We start from the raw sequence: 18,787 nt of genomic DNA, 5'->3' as shown, positions 1-18,787 counted from the left end.
CTTGGACGGCACGCCGTCTGAACGGGCGTCCGCACGGCCCGCGGAGCCAGCCTAACGATTTGTGCTGCGCGGCCAAAATGTTTTTTGTTTTCCGCCGTCGCCGGTCGAGCGATTCATTACCGGAACGGCGGCTCGTTGAACGCGCGGAGCTTGCGGCTGTGCAGCTTGGCGCCTTCGTCACGCATCGTTTCGCACGCGCGGATGCCGATCTGGAGGTGCGCCGCGATCGCTTCCTCGTAAAAGCGGTTCGCCTGACCGGGCAGCTTGAGTTCGCCGTGCAGTGGCTTGTCGCTGACGCAGAGCAGCGTCCCGTAAGGGACACGGAAACGGTATCCCTGTGCGGCGATCGTCGCCGATTCCATATCGATGCCGATCGCGCGTGATTGCGAAAAACGCAGCGCGCTGTCGGTATAGCGCAGTTCCCAGTTGCGGTCGTCGGTGGTGACGACGGTGCCGGTGCGCATCCGTTTCTTGAGGTCGGCGCCGCTGGTGCCCGACACGCTCTCGGCCGCGCTCGCCAATGCCTGTTGCACCTCGGCGATCGGCGGGATCGGGATTTCGGGGGGCAGTACGCTGTCGAGGATATGGTCGTCGCGCAGATACGCGTGGGCGAGGACATAGTCGCCGATCCGCTGGGTCGGACGGAGGCCGCCGCAGTGGCCGATCATCAGCCATGCCTCGGGTCGCAGCACCGCGAGATGATCGCAGATCGTCTTGGCGTTCGACGGACCAACCCCGATGTTGACCAGCGTGATGCCGCCGCCGTCGGGGGCGATCAGGTGATAGGCAGGCATCTGGTGTCGCCGCCACGCGCTGTCGGCGACGAGCGCGCTGGCGTTGACCCCCGGCTGGTCGACATACAGCCCCGCGGCGCCCGCAAGCGCGGTGTAGCGGCCCTGCCCGACCTGCGCCCCCGCCCATGATACGAACTCGTCGACATAACGGTGGTAGTTGGTGAACAGGATATAGCGCTGGAAATGCTCGGGCGCGGTGCCTGTGTAATGGCGGAGGCGCGCGAGCGAGAAGTCGGTGCGCAGCGCATCGAACAGCGCGAGCGGCTGTGACTTGGCGGGGTCGGCGCCGAACAGCCCGTCGGCGAGCTCGTCGCCGATGTCGGCGAGCTCGGTGGTCGGAAAGTGCCGCGCGAGTTCGAGCGGGGTGACACCGCCCATGTCCGACCCGTCGCTGGCATCGAGCACATAGGGAAAGGGGATCTGCTGCCCGGTGCGCGTGACCTCGAGCGTGATGTCATAATGGCGCGCGAGCAGGCCAAGCTGGTCGCGCAGATAATCGGCGAACAGGTCGGGGCGAGTGACGGTGGTGACAAATTCGCCCGCGCGCTCGAACTGGCCGAACGCAAGATTATGCCCCTTTTGCCCCTCGCGCTGTTCGCCGGTGGTGGTCAGGCGGATTGCCGGATAGTCGAACAGCCCGGTGGCTGCGGCGTCGGCGGGCGGCAGGGTGCGATCGCGGACATAAGCGGCGATGGCGGATTTGAGGTTGGTGACCGAGGCGCGGAACCGGTCCTGCAGTTCGGCGATGACCGCTTCGACGAGGGCAGTGGGGTCGGTGATGTCGGGGTTCTGCGATGAGGATGTCATCGCGACGCTGTTGCACGAATTTGTGACAAAAGGGAAGGGGTCGGGCAACAGTTCCTCCCTGTGGCGAAGCCATGGGGAGGGGGACCGTTTGCGAAGCGAATGGTGGAGGGGCGACGACGCTTGCGCCAAAGCCCCTCCGTCAGCGCTACGCGCTGCCACCTCCCCATGGCTGCGCCACAGGGAGGATCAGCTTCTTACAACTGTTCCAGCATATGATCTGCGCTCGACACCTTGAATTCGCCGGGTGCTTCGACGTTGAGCTGTTCGACGACGCCGTCGTTGACGATCATCGAGAAGCGCTGGCCGCGCTTGCCCATGCCGAATGCCTTGCCGTCCATCGTCAGGCCGACCGCTTCGGCGAAATCGCCATTGCCGTCGGCGAGCATCGTGACCGCGTCACCGGCACCGGCGCTCTTGCCCCAGGCACCCATGACAAAGGCATCGTTGACCGCGGTGCAGACGATTTCGTCGACACCCTTTTCCTTCAGCTCGCCCGCCTTGTCGACAAAGCCCGGCAGATGCTTGGCCGAACAGGTCGGGGTGAAGGCGCCGGGGACCGAAAAGAGCGCGACCTTGCGGCCCTTGAAATAATCGGAGGTGCTGACCTGTTCGGGGCCGTTTTCGGTGACCTTTACAAAGGTGGCGTCGGGCAGCTTGTCGCCGGGCTGGATCGTCATGGTCGGCATCCTTTTCGTTGAGGGGATTGATAGCGGGCGAGACATTGGGGCGGGTGGGGCGGGAGTCAAGGTTGGTGAGCGGGCGAGGGCAGGATTTTGGGGATTTCCGGTTGCGACTGGTTGCTGCCATAGCCGATCCTCTCCCGACGGGGGAGGGGGACCACCCGAAGGGTGGTGGAGGGGCACAGGCGGTTTACGCAGCGCTGAGCGAGGGACGCACCATTTATCGGCGACCGATCGGCGGCGCACTATCGCACCGGCAAGGAAAATCGATGGTGCCCCTCCACCAGCTTCGCTGGTCCCCCTCCCCGTTCCGGGGAGGATTGGCAAGGACAGCTCCCCACCCAAAAGCCATCTCCACCCGCCAAAGATGCTGGACCGCCCGGTCCCTCAGCGCCATGATGGCGCGATGGAGACAGACCCCATTTGGTTTACCGGCCAGTTGTTGCTCGCGCTGCCCGGCATCGGCGATCCCCGCTTCGAACATTCGGTGATCGCGATGGTCAGCCATGACGAAGAGGGCGCGATGGGGATCGGCATCGCCGATCCGATTTCGGGGATGACGGTCGGCGCGGTGCTCGACCAGCTCGACATCGCGCATGACGATCCGCTGGAACAGCCGGTGTTTCTCGGCGGACCGGTCGAACCGTCGCGCGGCTTTGTGCTGCACAGCATGGACTGGGCCGGGCAGGAGGCGGTGCAGGTCGGCGATCGCTGGATGGTATCGAGCTCGCACGACATATTGCGCGCGATCGGCGAGGGCCGCGGCCCGTCGCGCTGGCTGGTGGCGCTGGGTTATGCCGGATGGTCGGCGGGGCAACTGGAGGGCGAGATGGTGCGCCACGGCTGGCATGTGACGCCGGGCAGCGATGCGCTGCTTTTTGAAACGCCGCCCGCCGAACGCTGGCAGGCGGCGTTTGCCGAAGCGGGAGTGGACGCCCGCTTGCTGACGACCGAGGGCGGCGAGGCTTAGCGCGCGAGCGCCAGCAGCGGGCGATCCTGTTTGAGATTTGCGAGCGCCGTGCGCGCCGCCCAGCGCGAATCGACATAGTCGCCGTTTGCGAGCTCAAGGTCGTACCGGATCGGGCTGGCTATGGCCGCGTCATAGGCAGCGGCGGCTTCGCCGGTGCGACCCAGCCGAGCATAAGCGGTGCCGAGGTTGATAAGCCGCGACGGGTCCCGCGCATCGAGGGTGGTTTCGCCGGTCAGCTTGGCCACCGCGCCATGGTTGTCGCCCGCTTTCAGTTCGGCATAGGCCACCGGCAGGGCGGTCGAATCGGTCTGCGGCCCGGACACAACGATGATCGATTGCGCCGCGGCGGGGCTCGTAAACGCCAGTGCAACAAGCGGCAGCAGATATTTTTTCATTCTTCTATCTCCCCGAAAACTTGGGGTGATTTTCTCGCGCATTGCGAAAATTGTCAATGTTTCGGGGTGTTTGTAACACTCATGTCATAAAAGCAAATTAAGCTAATCGCTAGGCGCATTATAAGTCAGATTTTTCATGATCTTGGCTTTGGCGACTCGTTGTCACAATCGGGCCGCCGCGACTGTCACAATCGCGCCGCGCGAAAATTATTTTCGCGTCCGGTGCTTTTTTGCGCCACCGATTCGTGTGCCCCGCGGTCAGGCGGACGGTTCTTCGCATGCGATATAAAGAAAAGTTTATATTTGATCGGCGGTGGCGTTTCGGCTAGGGCGCGCACGATAATTTCGTGGCCGCTCGCCTGCGGTCGTTTTGCCAAATGGAGAATATCCCGTGGCCACTCTCTCCGCCGACACCCGTGATTATGTCGTTGCCGACATCAGCCTCGCCGATTTCGGGCGCAAGGAAATCAACATCGCCGAAACCGAAATGCCGGGCCTGATGGCGCTGCGCGCCGAATATGGCGCGGCACAGCCGCTGAAGGGCGCGCGCATCACCGGTTCGCTGCACATGACGATCCAGACCGCGGTGCTGATCGAGACGCTGACCGCGCTCGGCGCCGAAGTCCGCTGGGCGACGTGCAACATCTTTTCGACGCAGGACCATGCCGCCGCCGCGATCGCCGCGACGGGCGTGCCGGTGTTCGCGGTGAAGGGCGAGAGCCTGGCCGACTATTGGGATTATGTCGGCCGCATCTTCGATTGGGGCGTGGAAGACGGCACGACGTGCAACCTGATCCTCGACGACGGCGGCGACGCGACGATGTTTGCGCTGTGGGGTGCGAAGCTCGAGGCCGGTGAGACGATGCCGGCGCCCGAGAATGAGGAAGAGATCGAAATGCAGCGCGCGCTGAAGGCGTTCGTTGCCGCGAACCCCGGTTACCTGACCAAGACCGTCAAGGCGATCAAGGGCGTGTCGGAAGAAACGACGACCGGCGTCCACCGCCTGTATCACATCGCCAAGAAGGGCGAGCTGCCCTTCCCCGCGATCAACGTCAACGACAGCGTCACCAAGTCGAAGTTCGACAATCTTTATGGCTGTAAAGAGTCGCTGGTCGACGCGATCCGCCGCGGCACCGACGTGATGCTGGCGGGCAAGGTCGCGACCGTCGCCGGCTTCGGCGACGTCGGCAAGGGGTCCGCCCAATCGCTCCGCAACGGCGGCGCGCGCGTCCTCGTCACCGAAATCGACCCGATCTGCGCGCTGCAGGCGGCGATGGAGGGCTTCGAGGTCGTCACGATGGACGAAGCGGTCAAGCGCTCGGACATCTTCGTCACCGCGACGGGCAACGCCGACGTCATCACCGCCGAACATATGGCGGCGATGAAGAATATGGCGATCGTCTGCAACATCGGCCATTTCGACAGCGAGATCCAGATCGCGGCGCTCGCCAATTACAAATGGACCGAAGTGAAGCCGCAGGTCGACCTGGTCGAATTCCCCGACGGCAAGCAGATCATCATCCTGTCAAAGGGTCGCCTCGTGAACCTCGGCAACGCGACGGGCCACCCGTCGTTCGTGATGTCGGCGAGTTTCACCAACCAGACGCTCGCGCAGATCGAACTGTGGACGCGCAGCGAGCAGTACAAGAACGACGTCTATGTCCTGCCCAAGCATCTCGACGAAAAGGTCGCGGCGCTGCACCTCGAAAAGCTGGGGGTGAAGCTGAGCCAGCTGACCCAGAAGCAAGCCGACTATATCGGCGTGCCGGTCGAAGGGCCGTTCAAGCCGGATCATTATCGTTATTGATTTCGAAGAGGCGGGCTGCCCGTCCGCCTCATTTTTGCCATTGCAGGTGCAGCGCAGTAATCCAGGGTGGCGTAAGCTGCGCTGGATTGCCTCGCTGCGCTCGCGATAACTAAATTGTGGATGGTAAGCTCATCGGACGATCAAGTGCGGTGACCGGCAGTGACGCGCGATTGAAACATGCCGATATCGCCTATAGGGCTGGCGACCATGAGCACTGGGCGGTTGGCGGAAAAGCGGAAGCGTAGAAGGGGATGAGCGGATCGCTTTCCCCTTCGCTTTTGTTCGCGATCGGCCTGTTCGTCGCGCTCTGGCTGCTCGCCGGGCTTTGGGCGGTCGGGCGCGGGGTGGCGATGCAGCGGCGCGCTGCCTTTGTCGCCGGGCAAACCGAGCGGCTCGCAAGTCTGGTCGAGGCGTCACCACAATTGCCGGTCATTATCCGCGCCGACTGGCGGATCGAGGCGAGCGAAAAGCTGGGCCGCTGGCTCGGACTCGAGCAGGGGCCGCGCAGCTTCGACGAATTGCGCGGGTTGTCCACCGGCCTTGATGCCGAAGGCCATGACGCGTTGCGCCAGGCGATCCTTGGCGCGCAGCGCGGCGCAAAACCCTTTACGCTGAGCCTGAAGCCGCAGGGCAGCCAGCGCACGATCATCCTGCATGGCGCCCCGGCGCCGCAGGCGGTCGGCGGACCGGGCAGCGTGCTGTTGTGGCTGAGCGACGCGACCGAAGGCCAGCACGCGCTGGCTGAAGCGCGCGCCGAACGCGATGAGGCGATGGCGGCGTTCGAGGCGTTGTCGGGACTAATCGAGGCGGCGCCCTTTCCAATGTGGTTCCGCGATCCCGAATTGCGGCTGGCACTGGTCAATGCCGCCTATGTTCGCGCGGTCGAGGCAGTGTCGGCGGTGGCGGTCATCGACGGCGGCATCGAGCTGTGCGAGACGGTCGCCGGGGTCAGCGCGGCCGAAGCGGCCGACGCAGCGCGCGCTGCGGGCAGCGCGCAGGTCCGCACGATCCCGGTGACGATCGAGGGCGAGCGGCGGATCATGCGCGTCGTCGATGTGCCGCTGGCGCCGACCGGCGGGCGCGTGATCGGCATTGCCGGCTATGCGATCGACATTCAGGAACTGGAGAGCGAACGCGGCGCGCATCGCCGCTTCGTCGATACCCAGCGCGAATTGCTCGACCGCTTGTCGGCGGCAGTGGCGCAATTCGGACCCGACCAGGGACTGGCCTTTGCCAATCTGCCGTTTCGCCGCCTGTTCGCGCTGGGCGCCGACGATGTCGCCGAGGCGCGGCCTTTCGCGCGGCTGCTCGATGCCTGGCGCGAAGGTGGACGAACGCCCGAGGTGCGCGATTATCCCGAATGGCGGCAGGCGCATGTCGACTGGTTCGCGCAAGCTGGGGCGAGCGAAGAGGACTGGCTGCTCCGCGACGGCACCCACCTGCACGTTGTGGCGCAGCCGACGCCCGACGGCGGGCTGTTGCTGATCGCCGAGGACCGGACCGAGCAAGTGCAACTCGCGGGTGCGCGCGATACCTTGCTGCGCGTGCGCACCGCGACCTTCGACAATCTGTTCGAGGCGGTCGCGGTATTTGCGCCCGACGGGCGGCTGCATTTGTGGAACCAGCGTTTCCGCCGCCTGTGGAGCGTCGACGAGGGCACGCTGGCGGCGCATCCGCGCGTCGATGCGCTGATGGGCGGGCTGGCCGACCGGCTCGCCAAGCCCAACCAGATCAGCATCGTCCAGGAAGTCATCCGCGCCGCGACGCTGGAGCGCCAGCAGCGCGTCGGCGAAATCCGCTTTGCCGACGGCCGCCATTTCGATTTCGCGTCGATCCCGCTGCCCGACGGCAACGCCCTGCTGATCATGCTCGACATCACCGCCAGCCGGAAGATGGAGGGGGCGCTGCGCGAACGCAACGAGGCGCTCGAGGCGGCCGACAAGGTCAAGACCGCGTTCCTGTCGCGGATGAGTTACGAACTGCGCACGCCGCTGACCTCGATCGGCGGGTTCGGCGAGATGCTGCAGGCGGGCTATGCCGGCAAGCTCAGCGACCAGCAGCAGGGCTATGTCGATGCGATCATGGATTCGGTCGCGGTACTCGGCCGCCAGATCGACAATGTGCTCGATCTCGCGCAGGGCGAGGCAGGGACGTTGGCGATCGAACGCGCGCCGGTCGATCTGTCCCGTCTGCTCGATGTCGCGCTGGCCGGTGCCAGGTCTTTTGCCGCCAGCGAAAATGTCGAACTGGTGGGGAATATCGCCTCTGATCTGGGGCAGGTGGAGGGTGACGCGCCGCGCCTGACGCGGCTCGTCGCCGGATTGCTCGATAACGCCGTGCGCTACACCGCACCGGTCCGCAAATCGGGTGGCCGGGTCCTGCTCCACGCCGCGGGCGACGCGCGCGGGGTCGATATTATCGTATCGGACAACGGCCCCGGCATGCCCGAAACCGCAACCGCCGTCGCTAAGGGCCAGCGGGCGGGAACGGCGACCGGCGGCATCGGCCTGGCGCTCGCGCGACAGCTCGTCGCCGCGCACGGTGGCACGATGGAAGTGGTCAGCGAGCCGGGGCAGGGGACGCTGGTGCGCATCAGCTTGCCGCGGGGCGTATGACGACCCTCGCCCGCCTCCTTTCTGCTTGTTTCCCTGCGAAGGCAGGGATTCATCTCCCGCTCCTTCAACATTGCGCCGACCGGAGATGGGCGCTTGCATTGGAAAGGGCGCGGCGCCTTTTATGAATTTCACTCGTTCCTATAATCTTGACGAAGCCGATCGCATCGGCGCGGAGATTGGCGCAGCGCTGATCCCCGGCGACGTCGTGCTGCTGTCGGGCGACCTTGGGGCAGGCAAGACGACGCTGGCGCGGGCGATGCTGAAGGCGCGCGGGCTGGCGGGCGAGGCGCCCAGCCCGACCTTTGCGATCGTCCAGCCCTATGCGCCGCCCGAAGTCGATCTGCCGATCGCGCATGTCGACCTGTACCGGATCGAGGATCAAGACGAGCTGATCGAGCTGGGCCTAGACGATTACCTCTACGACGGCGCGCTGCTCATCGAATGGCCCGACCGGCTGGGGGCACGGGGCTGGCCCGATGCGCTGTCGATCACGATTTCAGGCGGCGGCGCCGCGCGCGTCTTGACAGCCGACGTGCCGACGTCTTGGGGGAGCCGATGGCCGCTCCGATGATTCCGCCCGCCCATGCCCCGGCATTCCTTGCCGCGCATGGCTGGGGCGATGCCCAGATTTTGCCGCTTGCCGGCGATGCGTCGTTCCGGCGCTATTTTCGCGTCGTTGATGGCGCGCGGCAGGCGGTACTGATGGACGCGCCGCCGCCGCACGAGGATCCGCGGCCGTTCATCGCGGTGGCCGAATATTTGTGCGGCGAGGGGCTGACCGCGCCGACGATTTTTGCGCGCGATCTGGCGCAGGGGCTGCTGCTGATCGAGGATTTTGGCGATGTGCGGCTGCGCGAAACGGCCGATGCGGCGCTGCACCGCGAGGTCGATTTGTACGCCGGGGTGACCGACCTGCTCGTCCACCTTCATACGCGGCCGCCGATGCCCGGACTGCCGGTGCTGGGGCTCGAACAGTGGCTCGACGAGGTGATGCTATTCAGCGACTGGTATTGCCCGACGCTGGGGATCGACGTCGACCGTGAGGCCTTTCGCGCTGCTTGGGAAGCGGCACTGACCCCGGTCGAGCACGACGGGCTGCCGCGCGTCACCGTGCTGCGCGATTATCACGCCGAAAATATCATGCTCGTCGCGGGCAAGACGGGGGTCGCGCACTATGGCCTGCTCGATTTTCAGGACGCGCTGATCGGCCACCCGGCCTATGATCTCGCTTCGGTGCTCGAGGATGCGCGGCGCGACGTCACGCCGGCGGTCGAGGCGGCGATGCTGGCGCGTTACCAAGGCGCGACCGGGCAGGATATCGAAAGCGCCTATTGGGCGCTGGCGGCGCAGCGCAACACGCGCATCCTGGGGGTGTTCGTGCGGCTGTGGAAACGCGACGGCAAGCCGGGGTATCGCCAGTTCCAGCCGCGGATGTGGGGGCTGCTCGAACGCGATCTGGCGTATCCGGGACTGGCACCGGTGCGGGCGTGGTTCGACGAAAATATCCCCGCCGACAAGCGTGCGGCGGCGTGGTGATGGAAGCCAAAATCGAAAGCGCAATGGTGATGGCGGCGGGGCTGGGCAAGCGCATGCGCCCCCTGACCGCGACACGGCCCAAGCCGCTGGTGCGCGTCGCGGGCAAGGCGCTGATCGACCACAGCCTCGACCGGATCGAGGCGGCGGGAATCGGGCATGTCGTGGTCAACGTCCATTATCTCGCCGACGCCCTCGAAGCGCATCTGGCGGCGCAAAAACGCAGCTTCACGATCGGCATTTCGGACGAGCGCGACCTGCTGCTCGAAACCGGGGGCGGGATGGTCAAGGCGCTGCCGCAGCTGTCCGGCGATCCGATCCTGATCGTCAACAGCGACAATATCTGGACCGACGGGCCGGTGGACAGCATCCGCCACCTCGCGCGCCATTGGGACGGGACGCGGATGGACGCGCTGCTGCTGCTGATCCGGCAGGCGAGCGCCACCGGGCATGGCGGCCGCGGCGATTTTCATATGGACCCTTCGGGGCTCCTGTCGCGCCGCAAGCCCGGGCGGATTGCGCCGTTCGTGTACACCGGCATCCAGCTGATCTCGCCGCGCCTGTTGAGCGACGCGCCTGCAGGGGCGTTTTCGACCAACATCCTGTGGGACCGCGCGATCGCTGCGGGGCGACTGTTCGGACTGTCGCACATGGGGCAATGGTTCGACGTCGGCACCCCGGCGCGCATCGCGCCGACCGAAGCGGCGCTGGGTGAGGTTTGACAGCTTGATCCTCCCTGTCGCGCAGCGATGGGGAGGGGGACCGTTCGCGAAGCGAATGGTGGAGGGGCAGCGACGTCGCGTCCTTGCCCCTCCGTCAGCGCTTCGCGCTGCCACCTCCCCATGGCTTCGCGACGGGGAGGAGCGGGTTGCGTATCGGCGTCAAGCCTTGAATAACCAGGTCGCATGACGACATCCCCCACCGTCTTTTCTATCCCCGTCCAGCGGGCGTTCGCCGATGCCCTCGCCGCAGGCCTGATCGACCGCTTTGCCGATGGCGCGTTGGGACTCGCCGAAGGGTCGATCCTGCTGCCCAGCAACCGCGCGCGCAGCGCGGTGCAGGCGGCGTTTGTGCGCGCCGGCGGGGCGGGGTTGCTGATGCCGCGGCTGGCGGTGATCGGCGACGCCGATCTCGACGAGAATGTCGCACTGGCGCTCGATGCGATCGATATGGAAGCGCCGCTGCCCCCGGCGATCGAACCGCTGCGCCGCCGCCTGCTACTCGCCGGGCTGATCGAGCGATACACGCCCGAGGGCGAGCCGCGGGTGACGGGCGCCGCCGCCTTTCAACTGGCGGGCGGCCTCGCGCGTGTCATAGACCAGCTGCATTATGAGGAGGTCCCGGCGTCGGCGCTCGTCGATCTTGATCTTGGCGCCTTTGCCGACCACTGGCGCGCGTCGCTGGACCGGCTGCGCCTGCTTGTCGATCATTGGCCGGACGTACTCGCGGCGACGGGGCACACCGACCGCGCGGCGCGCCGCAACGCGCTGCTCGACCGCGTCGCGGCGGGCTGGCGGGCGACCCCGCCGGGGCGCTTCGTCGTGGCGGCGGGCATCACCACCGCGGCGCCGGCCATCGCAAGGCTGCTGCGCACCGTCGCCGACATGGACCTCGGCATGGTCGTGTTCCCGGGCGTTGACACCGCGATGGCAGCAGCGGAGTGGGAGGCGCTGGGCCCAACCGCACCCGGCACCGACCGGGCGGCGCGGCCGCTGGAAACGCATCCGCAATATCATCTGAAGCTGTTGCTCGACCGCATGGGCGTCGCGCGGGAAGAGGTTGCCGAATGGGCCGCGGTGTCGTCGTTCGATGGTCCCGATACGCGCGCGTCTTTCGTATCGTTGCTGTTCGCGCCGGCCGACTATACCGCGCAGTGGCAGGCGGCGGGGGACCTCAAGCCCGCGACCGCCGGGATCACTGGCGCAACCTTTTCCGACGATGCGCAGGAGGCGCAGGGAATCGCGCTACTGATGCGTCACACGGTCGAGACGCCGGGGCGCACCGCGGCGCTGGTGACCCCTGACCGCGCGCTGGCCGAGCGGGTCGCGGCGGCGCTCGCGCGCTGGGGGATTGCCGTCGATGACAGCGCGGGGCAGCCGCTGGGGCGTACGCCGTCCGGCGCGCTCGCGCTGCTGCTTGCCGAACTGGCGGCCGATTTCGATCCGGTCGCGCTGATCGCGCTGCTTTCGCACCCGCTCGTCCGCAAGGGCGAGGACCGAACCGCCTGGCTCGATGCGGTGCGGCGGCTCGACCTGTTGCTCCGCGAACCGGGGCTTGCACCCGGCTGGGCGGGGGTATCGGCGCGGATCGCCGCGCTCGCCGCGGACCCCGACGCACGCGGCCATGCGCTCGCGGTCGAACTGGCGCCATGGTGGCACGACATGGCAGCGGCGCTTGCGCCCATGCTCGCTCCCTTCGCCAGCCCGTCGGTGGCGCCCGACCACCTGCTCGCCGCACTTCAAAACGGGCTGGAATGGCTGGCCGACGAGGCGGTGTGGACCGGGCCGGCGGGGCGGATGCTGGCCGACCTGTTCGACCGCTGGACGCTCGCGCGCGGCGCGGGTCCGGCGCGCGTCGATCCAGCAGATTTCCCCGCAATGCTCGGCCAATTGCTCGGCGAAGCGAGCGTTCGGCCGCCCTATGGCGGGCATCCGCGGCTGTTCATCTGGGGGCTGCTCGAGGCGCGGTTGCAGCGCGCCGACCTGATGATCTTGGGCGGGCTCGACGAGGGGCGCTGGCCCGCAGCGACGCAGCCCGATCCCTGGCTGGCACCCGGCATCCGCCGCCTGGTCGGTCTGCCCGCCGCCGAGCGGCAGCAGGGGATGGCAGCGCATGACTTTGCGAGCGCGCTGGGTGCGGGCGATATCGTTGTGACACGCGCACAGCGCAGCGGCGGCGACCCGGCGGTCGCGTCGCGCTTCTGGCTGCGGCTGACCGCGCTCGCGGGCGAGCTTGCCCAACCGGTGCCGGGCGGCATCCCGCTGACCGATCTTGCGGCGCGCATCGACCTTCCTTCCGGCAGTGCTCGCCCCGCCGCCAAACCCCGCCCCGTACCGCCTGCCGACGCTCGCCCGCGCCGGATCAGCGTGACCGCGGTTGACCGGCTCGCGCGCGACCCGTTCGCTTATTATGCGAACCAGATCCTCGGCCTGTCGCCGCTCGCACCGCTCAGCGCTGCGCCCGATCCGCGCTGGCGCGGAACGCGGGTCCATGCGCTGTTCGAACGGTGGGTACGCGCCGGGGCGACCGCGGAGGCGTTCGAGGCCGAACTGGCGGCACTGGCAAGCGATCCCGCTCTCGACGCCATTGCGCGCGCCTTTTGGCTGCCGCGCATCGAACCGGCGCTGCGCTGGGCGGCGCGGCAATTGATTGACGCCGAAGGACGCACGGCGTTGAAAGCTGAAGCGTGGGGAGAGATCGCGCTTGACGGCGTCACCCTGACCGGCAAGGCCGACCGCATCGACCGGTTGCCCGACGGACGCCTCGCGATTGTCGATTACAAGACCGGCGGGGCGCCAACCGCCAAAGCGGCGTTCGACCGGCTCGACAATCAGCTTGGCCTGCTCGGCCTGATCGGGCAGCAGGGTGGGATGAAGGGCGTGGATGCAGCGGAAATCGGCGCGCTCGAATATTGGAGCTTGCGACCGGACCGCAAGGCGGGCGGTGCAGGGAAGATTTCGTCGACCTATGGCCCGCGCAGCGACCTTAAATGCGCGGGGGAGGCGGTCGATCATGCCGCCGATGCGCTGGCCGGGCTGGCCGCGCGCTACCTGTTCGGCGACGCGCCCTTCGTGCCGGGGGACAACGCGACCTTTGGCGATTACGACCAGCTGATGCGCCGCGATGAATGGTTCGGGCGCGGCGAGGACGGCGCATGACCCGCCCCGCGACGCTCGCGGCGCTTGATCCGCGCCAGCGTGCTGCGGCCGATCCCGCACGCCACGTCTGGCTCGGCGCTTCGGCGGGGACCGGCAAGACGCAAGTGCTGTCGGCGCGCGTGCTGCGCCTGTTGCTCGACGGCGTGTCGCCGGAGGCAATCCTGTGTATCACCTTCACCAAGGCGGGCGCCGCCGAAATGGCGCACCGTATCCACGAGCGGCTGGCGATGTGGGTGCGGATGGACGAGGGCGAATTGCGGCTCGACCTGCAGGCGCTGGGGATCGACCTCGATCTGCTCGGCTACGACCATGGGGTCCCGGCGCTGATCGCCCGCGCCCGGTCTTTGTTCGCTATCGTGATCGACAGCCCCGGCGGCGCGATCCGCGTCCAGACAATCCACAGCTTTTGCCAGACCTTGCTGGCGAGTTTTCCGCTGGAGGCAAAGCTGCTCCCCGGCTTTCGTGCGATCGAGGAGGATGAAGCCGGCGCGCTTCAGCGGCAGATACTTGGCGACGTGCTCGATGCGGCGGGGGAGGAGCAGGCGGCGCTGCGCGCAGCCGCCGCGATGCTGGCGCAGCGGCTCGGCCCCGATGCCGCGCTGTCCTTTCTGTCGCGCTGCGCGTCGGTATTCGGGGGGCCGGGCGCGCTGTTGCCGCCCGCGGCGCACGACCTGCGCGGCGCCTTCGGCCTGCCCGGCGGCGACCCCGATGCGTGGATGATCGACCAGCTTGCCGGGGGCGCGATTGCCGATGCCGATATCAAGGCGGTGGCGGCGAGCGGCGCGGAATGGGGGACGAAGACCGGGCTTGCCTGTTCGGACGTGATGGTCGGCTGGATGATGGGCGACGCGGCGGCGCGCGCGGCAATGCTGGACGAACTTGTCGGCTGTTTCCTGACCGGCAAGGGCGAGCTTCGCGCCGACTTTGCGGGCGACAAGGGCCGGATGACCGACTGCGTCGACTGCGCGGTGCGCATAGTGGACGCCGCGACGGCGCTCCGCGGCACCGCGACGGCGATGCGCGTAGCCGACGAACTGGCGGCGGGGTGGAAGCTCGGCAGTCGCTTTGCCGAGGCCTATGCGCTCGCCAAGCGCGATCGGGGGCTCGCCGATTTCGACGACCTGATTATCCTGGCGGGCTCGCTGTTGCGTGTCAGCGGCTTTGGCGAATGGGTTCGTTTCAAGCTGGACCAGCGTACCGACCATATATTGGTCGACGAGGCGCAGGACACCAACATGCGCCAATGGGGAATCGTGCTGTCGCTCGCCGAGGAGTTTTTCGCGGTGCATGGCGAGGACATGGAGCGCACCCGGACCCTGTTCACCGTCGGCGACCGCAAGCAGGCGATCTTCGGCTTTCAGGGCACCGAACCCAAGGCATTTGCCAGCGCGCGCAGCCTGTTTCACGCACTCGGCGAACGCGCCGGGCAGGATTTCGAGGCGGTCGATCTCGTTTCCAACTATCGTTCGACCCCGGCGGTGCTCGCGGTCGCCGACGCCTGGCTGGCAGCGGGCGGCACCGCGCTGATGGGGCTTGAAGGAACGGAGCCGCCCCATAACCCGTTCCGTGACGCGCATGCCGGACAGGTCGAATTGTGGGAGCCGCTGCCGGTCGGCAAGGCGATCGGGGCGACCGGGGGCGACGACGACGCGGCCGAAGACGCCGGCGATTCCACTGCCCCCGCGCGCGACCCGGCAAGCATGCGCCTTGCCCGCGCCATCGCCGCCGAAGTGCAGGACTGGATCGCCAACGGCAGGGACGGGCGCCCGGTCGTGCCGGGTGACATCATGATTCTGGTCCGCCGCCGCCGCGACCTCGCGGCGCGGATCGTCGCGCGGTTGCAAGCGCTGCATGTGCCCGTGGCGGGCGTCGACCGTTTCGCGCTGACGCAGCCACTCGCCGTCCAGGACCTGATGGCGGCGATGCGCTTTGCGGTGCAACCGCACGACGATCTCAACCTCGCCGCGCTGCTCGTGTCGCCGCTGGTCGGCTGGACGCAGGAGGAACTATACGACCGTGTTCAGGGCCGCGGCCGGACACCATTGTGGGCGCATCTGCGCGCCCATCGGGACACGATGCCGCCCGCGACGATGGCGACGCTCGGCCAGATCCTCGCGATGGCCGATTATACGACGCCGTTCCGCTTTCTGGAAACCATCCTCTCGGGGCCGATCGACGGGCGGCGCAAGCTTTGCTCGCGGTTGGGGCGCGAGGCCCGCGACCCGATCGACGAACTGCTCAATCAGGCGCTGGCGTTCGAGGCGCGGGAGACCGTCTCGCTGCTTGGTTTTCTCTCGGCGATCGAGGGCAGTGCTGCCGACGTCAAACGCCAGACTGCGGCGCGCAGCGACGTTGTGCGCGTGATGACTGTCCATGGCGCCAAAGGCTTGCAGGCGCCGATCGTGATCCTCGCCGACGCGACCGACGATGCGGCGTTCGGGCATCGTCCCTTCAGCGTCGATGTCGCGGCGTGGGAAAAATTGCCCGTCTATCCGATCGGCGCCGACGAGCGCCACGGTGCGCTCGCCGACGCCTATGCCAAAGCCAAGGCCGCAGCGGATGAGGAGCATTGGCGCCTCTTTTACGTCGCGATGACGCGCGCCGAGGAGATATTGGTCGTCGCGGGCGTCACCAAGACCGCCGAGCGCACGGTTCCCGAAACGAGCTGGCACAGCGCGGTGTCGGGCGCGCTCGACGGGTTGGGCTGCGACTGGGAAGATGGCGGTTCGGCGTGGGGTCGGCGCCGCGTCTACCGCGTTAACTCCGGACGCTGGGCGCCGCAGACGAAGAAAGCGAAGGCAGCGGCGCGTTCGCCCGCGGCCTTGCCCGAATGGCTCCACCGTATGGCCCCCGAGGAAGCCCGCCCGCCACGCCCGCTGGCGCCATCGGCGCTGGGTGAGGATGATGTCGCGGTGCCGCCGCAAGGCGGCGAGCGCGGAGTGGCGGTCGCACGGGGTTTGTTACTCCATGCGCTGTTCGAGCGGTTGCCGCCGGTGGCGCCCGAGCGGCGACGGGCGGCGGCGCTGCGCTGGCTGGCGGTGCAGGCGGCGGAATTCAACGCGGCGACGCGCGAGGCGATGGTGGATGAGGTGCTCGCCGTGCTGGACAATCCCGCCCATGCGGCGCTGTTCGGGCCGGGGTCGCTCGCCGAGGTGCCGCTGTCGGCGGTGGTCGACGGCGTGGTTGTGGCGGGGATCGTCGACCGCCTGCTGGTCACCAATGAGGCGGCGACGGTGATCGATTACAAGACCGGGCGGCATGTGCCGGAGAACGCCGCCGCGGTTCAGCCCGCCTATCTGCGCCAGATGGCGGCGTATCGCGATGCGCTGCGCGTGATTTTTCCGGGGCGGTGCGTCGCGGCGGCGCTGCTTTACACCGCCGCGCCGCGGTTGGTTCCGCTCGGCGATGCCCTGCTTGACGCGCACAAGCCCGGCTTGCTGGCAACCAAGGCGAATTTGCCGGGTTCCGCCCTTGAGCCGGACGCGCCGACGCCCTAGCTTGGCACCAACAGAATTTCAGGAGTTCAGATCATGGGTACCAAAGCCATCACCGACGCAAGCTTTCAGGCCGACGTGCTCGACAGCGACACCCCCGTCCTTGTCGATTTCTGGGCCGAATGGTGCGGCCCGTGCAAGATGATCGGCCCCGCGCTCGAAGAGATTTCCGACGAGCTCGCCGGCAAGGTCGTGATAGCCAAGCTGAACATCGACGACCATCCCGACGCGCCGAGCAAATATGGCGTGCGCGGCATCCCGACGATGATCCTGTTCAAGAACGGCGAGATCGCCGACACCAAGGTCGGCGCGGCGCCGAAAAGCGCGCTCAAGGGCTGGCTGGAGGGGGCACTGTAAGAATTTGCGTCGCTCCCGCGAAGGCGGGGGCCGCAGGCAACCTTGCGCTACGCCGTAGCGGCCCCCGCCTTCGCGGGGGCGACGTTCTTCAAGCTCAGCTGCGATAATCCGCGTTGATGCTGATATACCCATGCGTCAGGTCGCACGTCCACACTGTCGCGCGGCCTTCACCGAGACCCAGGTTCGCGCCGATGCGGATGTCCTGGCCTTTCAGGTGCGCGGCGACCGGCGCTTCGTCATAACCGTCGACCGGCAGGCCGTCCTTCGCGACCCAATGATCGCCGAAACGGATCGCGAGTTTGTCGCGGTCGGCAGGTTCGCCCGCCTTGCCCACCGCCATGACGACGCGGCCCCAATTCGCGTCCTCGCCCGCGATCGCAGTCTTGACCAGCGGCGAATTGGCGATCGCGAGCGCGACGCGCTTCGCGCTGTCGTCGCTGACCGCGCCGCTCACCTGAACCTCGATGAATTTCGATGCGCCTTCGCCGTCGCGGACGACCTGCTGTGCAAGGTCAAGCGCGACCTGCCGGATCGCGGCGTAGAGCGCGTCGGCGCCGGGATCGTTGCGCGTGGTGAGCGCCGTGTTGCCCGCCTGCCCCGTGGCGAAGAGTAACACCGTGTCGCTGGTCGAGGTATCGCTGTCGACGGTGATCGAATTGAAGCTGCCGCCGGTCGCCTCGCGCAGCATGTCCTGCAGCAGCGCGGGCGCGACCGCGGCGTCGGTGAAGATATAGCCGAGCATCGTCGCCATGTCGGGGGCGATCATCCCCGATCCTTTGACGATCCCTGCGACGTGAACGGTCTTGTCGCCAACGATCGCGCTGGCGGCCGAACCCTTGGCGAAGGTGTCGGTGGTGCAGATGGTTTCGGCGGCGGCTTCCCATGAGCATGGTTCAGCGGTCAGGGCCGCGGCGACCCCTGCGCGCGCCTTGTCCTTGGGCAGCGGTACGCCGATGACGCCGGTCGAGCTGACGAAAACTTCGCTTTGCGCGCAGCCGAGGTGATCGGCGACCTGTGCCATGATCGCCTCGACCGCCTCGCGGCCGCGGTAGCCGGTGAAGGCGTTGCTGTTGCCGGCGTTGACGATCAGCGCGCGGCCCGTTCCGCCTTTGACCTGCTCGCGGCCGAGCTCGACTTCGGACGAGCAACAGACATTGCGGGTGAAGACGCCCGCGACCGTCGTGCCGGGTGCAAGCTCGACATAGGTCAGGTCACAGCGGTCCCAATTCTTGTACTGCGCCCGCGCGACGCGGCGCGTCACCCCGGCGATTTCCGGGAGGTCGGGGAAGGCGGCCGGGGCGAGCGGGGAGCGGGTGGTCATGCGGGGCGCATAATCGCTATCGCCCGATAGCAAAACCCCTCCCGTAAACGGGGAACCTGATCCTCCCTGTCGCGAAGCGATGGGGAGGTGGCAGCGCGAAGCGCTGACGGAGGGGCTTTTGCAACAACGTCGCGGC

13 protein-coding genes are annotated in these 18,787 nt (G+C 67.3%); 9 read left to right on the top strand and 4 right to left on the bottom strand.

Annotated features, from left to right (window positions below):
* Positions 1-116: 116 nt before the first annotated feature.
* Positions 117-1,601 carry an AMP nucleosidase gene (locus IR187_RS12715; protein ID WP_194954983.1) on the bottom strand — a complete coding sequence of 495 codons (1,485 nt, stop codon included), beginning with the start codon at positions 1,599-1,601 and terminating at the stop codon, positions 117-119.
* 194 nt (positions 1,602-1,795) lie between these two features.
* Positions 1,796-2,278 (bottom strand): peroxiredoxin, encoded by a 483-nt coding sequence (locus tag IR187_RS12710; protein ID WP_194954982.1) that lies wholly within the window; start codon positions 2,276-2,278, stop codon positions 1,796-1,798.
* A 409-nt stretch (positions 2,279-2,687) separates the two neighbouring features.
* Here IR187_RS12710 and IR187_RS12705 point away from each other — a divergent pair, with 409 nt between their 5' ends.
* Positions 2,688-3,251, top strand: coding sequence for a YqgE/AlgH family protein (locus tag IR187_RS12705; RefSeq protein ID WP_194954981.1), 564 nt, complete (start codon positions 2,688-2,690; stop codon positions 3,249-3,251).
* Here IR187_RS12705 and IR187_RS12700 read toward each other — a convergent pair.
* A complete protein-coding gene (locus IR187_RS12700) occupies positions 3,248-3,646 on the bottom strand; it encodes a hypothetical protein (RefSeq protein WP_194954980.1) in 399 nt (132 codons plus the stop codon). The genes IR187_RS12705 and IR187_RS12700 overlap by 4 nt on opposite strands.
* Positions 3,647-4,037: 391 nt before the next feature.
* Here IR187_RS12700 and ahcY point away from each other — a divergent pair, with 391 nt between their 5' ends.
* The 8 genes from ahcY (at position 4,038) to trxA (ending at position 17,330) form a co-directional block, all read left to right on the top strand.
* The gene (gene ahcY, locus IR187_RS12695) at positions 4,038-5,453 is read left to right on the top strand and encodes an adenosylhomocysteinase (protein WP_194954979.1); all 1,416 of its coding nucleotides are present in this window, start codon (positions 4,038-4,040) and stop codon (positions 5,451-5,453) included.
* Between the two features lie 251 nt (positions 5,454-5,704).
* Positions 5,705-8,068 (top strand): PAS domain-containing sensor histidine kinase, encoded by a 2,364-nt coding sequence (locus IR187_RS12690; RefSeq protein ID WP_194954978.1) that lies wholly within the window; start codon positions 5,705-5,707, stop codon positions 8,066-8,068.
* 121 nt (positions 8,069-8,189) lie between these two features.
* Entirely contained in the window at positions 8,190-8,639 is a 450-nt protein-coding gene (gene tsaE, locus IR187_RS12685; protein WP_194954977.1) for a tRNA (adenosine(37)-N6)-threonylcarbamoyltransferase complex ATPase subunit type 1 TsaE, read from the top strand.
* The gene (locus IR187_RS12680) at positions 8,624-9,604 is read left to right on the top strand and encodes an aminoglycoside phosphotransferase family protein (protein ID WP_407699086.1); all 981 of its coding nucleotides are present in this window, start codon (positions 8,624-8,626) and stop codon (positions 9,602-9,604) included. The genes tsaE and IR187_RS12680 overlap by 16 nt, the downstream gene beginning before the upstream one ends.
* Positions 9,604-10,323, top strand: coding sequence for a nucleotidyltransferase family protein (locus tag IR187_RS12675; RefSeq protein WP_194954976.1), 720 nt, complete (start codon positions 9,604-9,606; stop codon positions 10,321-10,323). The genes IR187_RS12680 and IR187_RS12675 overlap by 1 nt, the downstream gene beginning before the upstream one ends.
* A gap of 183 nt (positions 10,324-10,506) precedes the next feature.
* Positions 10,507-13,479 (top strand): double-strand break repair protein AddB, encoded by a 2,973-nt coding sequence (gene addB, locus IR187_RS12670; RefSeq protein WP_194954975.1) that lies wholly within the window; start codon positions 10,507-10,509, stop codon positions 13,477-13,479.
* Positions 13,476-16,976, top strand: coding sequence for a double-strand break repair helicase AddA (gene addA / locus IR187_RS12665; RefSeq protein ID WP_194954974.1), 3,501 nt, complete (start codon positions 13,476-13,478; stop codon positions 16,974-16,976). Before addB ends, addA begins: the two co-directional genes overlap by 4 nt.
* A 33-nt stretch (positions 16,977-17,009) precedes the next feature.
* On the top strand, positions 17,010-17,330 hold the full coding sequence (gene trxA / locus IR187_RS12660) for a thioredoxin TrxA (RefSeq protein ID WP_194954973.1): 321 nt from the start codon (positions 17,010-17,012) through the stop codon (positions 17,328-17,330).
* 94 nt (positions 17,331-17,424) lie between these two features.
* Here trxA and argJ read toward each other — a convergent pair whose 3' ends face one another.
* Entirely contained in the window at positions 17,425-18,651 is a 1,227-nt protein-coding gene (gene argJ / locus IR187_RS12655) for a bifunctional glutamate N-acetyltransferase/amino-acid acetyltransferase ArgJ (RefSeq protein ID WP_194954972.1), read from the bottom strand.
* Positions 18,652-18,787 lie beyond the last annotated feature (136 nt).

This window comes from Sphingopyxis solisilvae (assembly GCF_015475875.1).
Taxonomy (GTDB): domain Bacteria; phylum Pseudomonadota; class Alphaproteobacteria; order Sphingomonadales; family Sphingomonadaceae; genus Sphingopyxis; species Sphingopyxis solisilvae.
This window is presented reverse-complemented; position numbering and strand designations above follow the sequence as displayed.

Excerpts from the sequence above, each read along its gene's own strand:
- IR187_RS12715 (WP_194954983.1), bottom strand. The coding sequence starts at position 1,601 with ATGACATCCTCATCGCAGAACCCCGACATCACCGACCCCACTGCCCTC.
- IR187_RS12710 (WP_194954982.1), bottom strand. The coding sequence starts at position 2,278 with ATGACGATCCAGCCCGGCGACAAGCTGCCCGACGCCACCTTTGTAAAG.
- IR187_RS12705 (WP_194954981.1), top strand. The coding sequence starts at position 2,688 with ATGGAGACAGACCCCATTTGGTTTACCGGCCAGTTGTTGCTCGCGCTG.
- IR187_RS12700 (WP_194954980.1), bottom strand. The coding sequence starts at position 3,646 with ATGAAAAAATATCTGCTGCCGCTTGTTGCACTGGCGTTTACGAGCCCC.
- IR187_RS12690 (WP_194954978.1), top strand. The coding sequence starts at position 5,705 with ATGAGCGGATCGCTTTCCCCTTCGCTTTTGTTCGCGATCGGCCTGTTC.
- tsaE (WP_194954977.1), top strand. The coding sequence starts at position 8,190 with ATGAATTTCACTCGTTCCTATAATCTTGACGAAGCCGATCGCATCGGC.
- IR187_RS12680 (WP_407699086.1), top strand. The coding sequence starts at position 8,624 with ATGGCCGCTCCGATGATTCCGCCCGCCCATGCCCCGGCATTCCTTGCC.
- IR187_RS12675 (WP_194954976.1), top strand. The coding sequence starts at position 9,604 with ATGGAAGCCAAAATCGAAAGCGCAATGGTGATGGCGGCGGGGCTGGGC.
- addB (WP_194954975.1), top strand. The coding sequence starts at position 10,507 with ATGACGACATCCCCCACCGTCTTTTCTATCCCCGTCCAGCGGGCGTTC.
- addA (WP_194954974.1), top strand. The coding sequence starts at position 13,476 with ATGACCCGCCCCGCGACGCTCGCGGCGCTTGATCCGCGCCAGCGTGCT.
- trxA (WP_194954973.1), top strand. The coding sequence starts at position 17,010 with ATGGGTACCAAAGCCATCACCGACGCAAGCTTTCAGGCCGACGTGCTC.
- argJ (WP_194954972.1), bottom strand. The coding sequence starts at position 18,651 with ATGACCACCCGCTCCCCGCTCGCCCCGGCCGCCTTCCCCGACCTCCCG.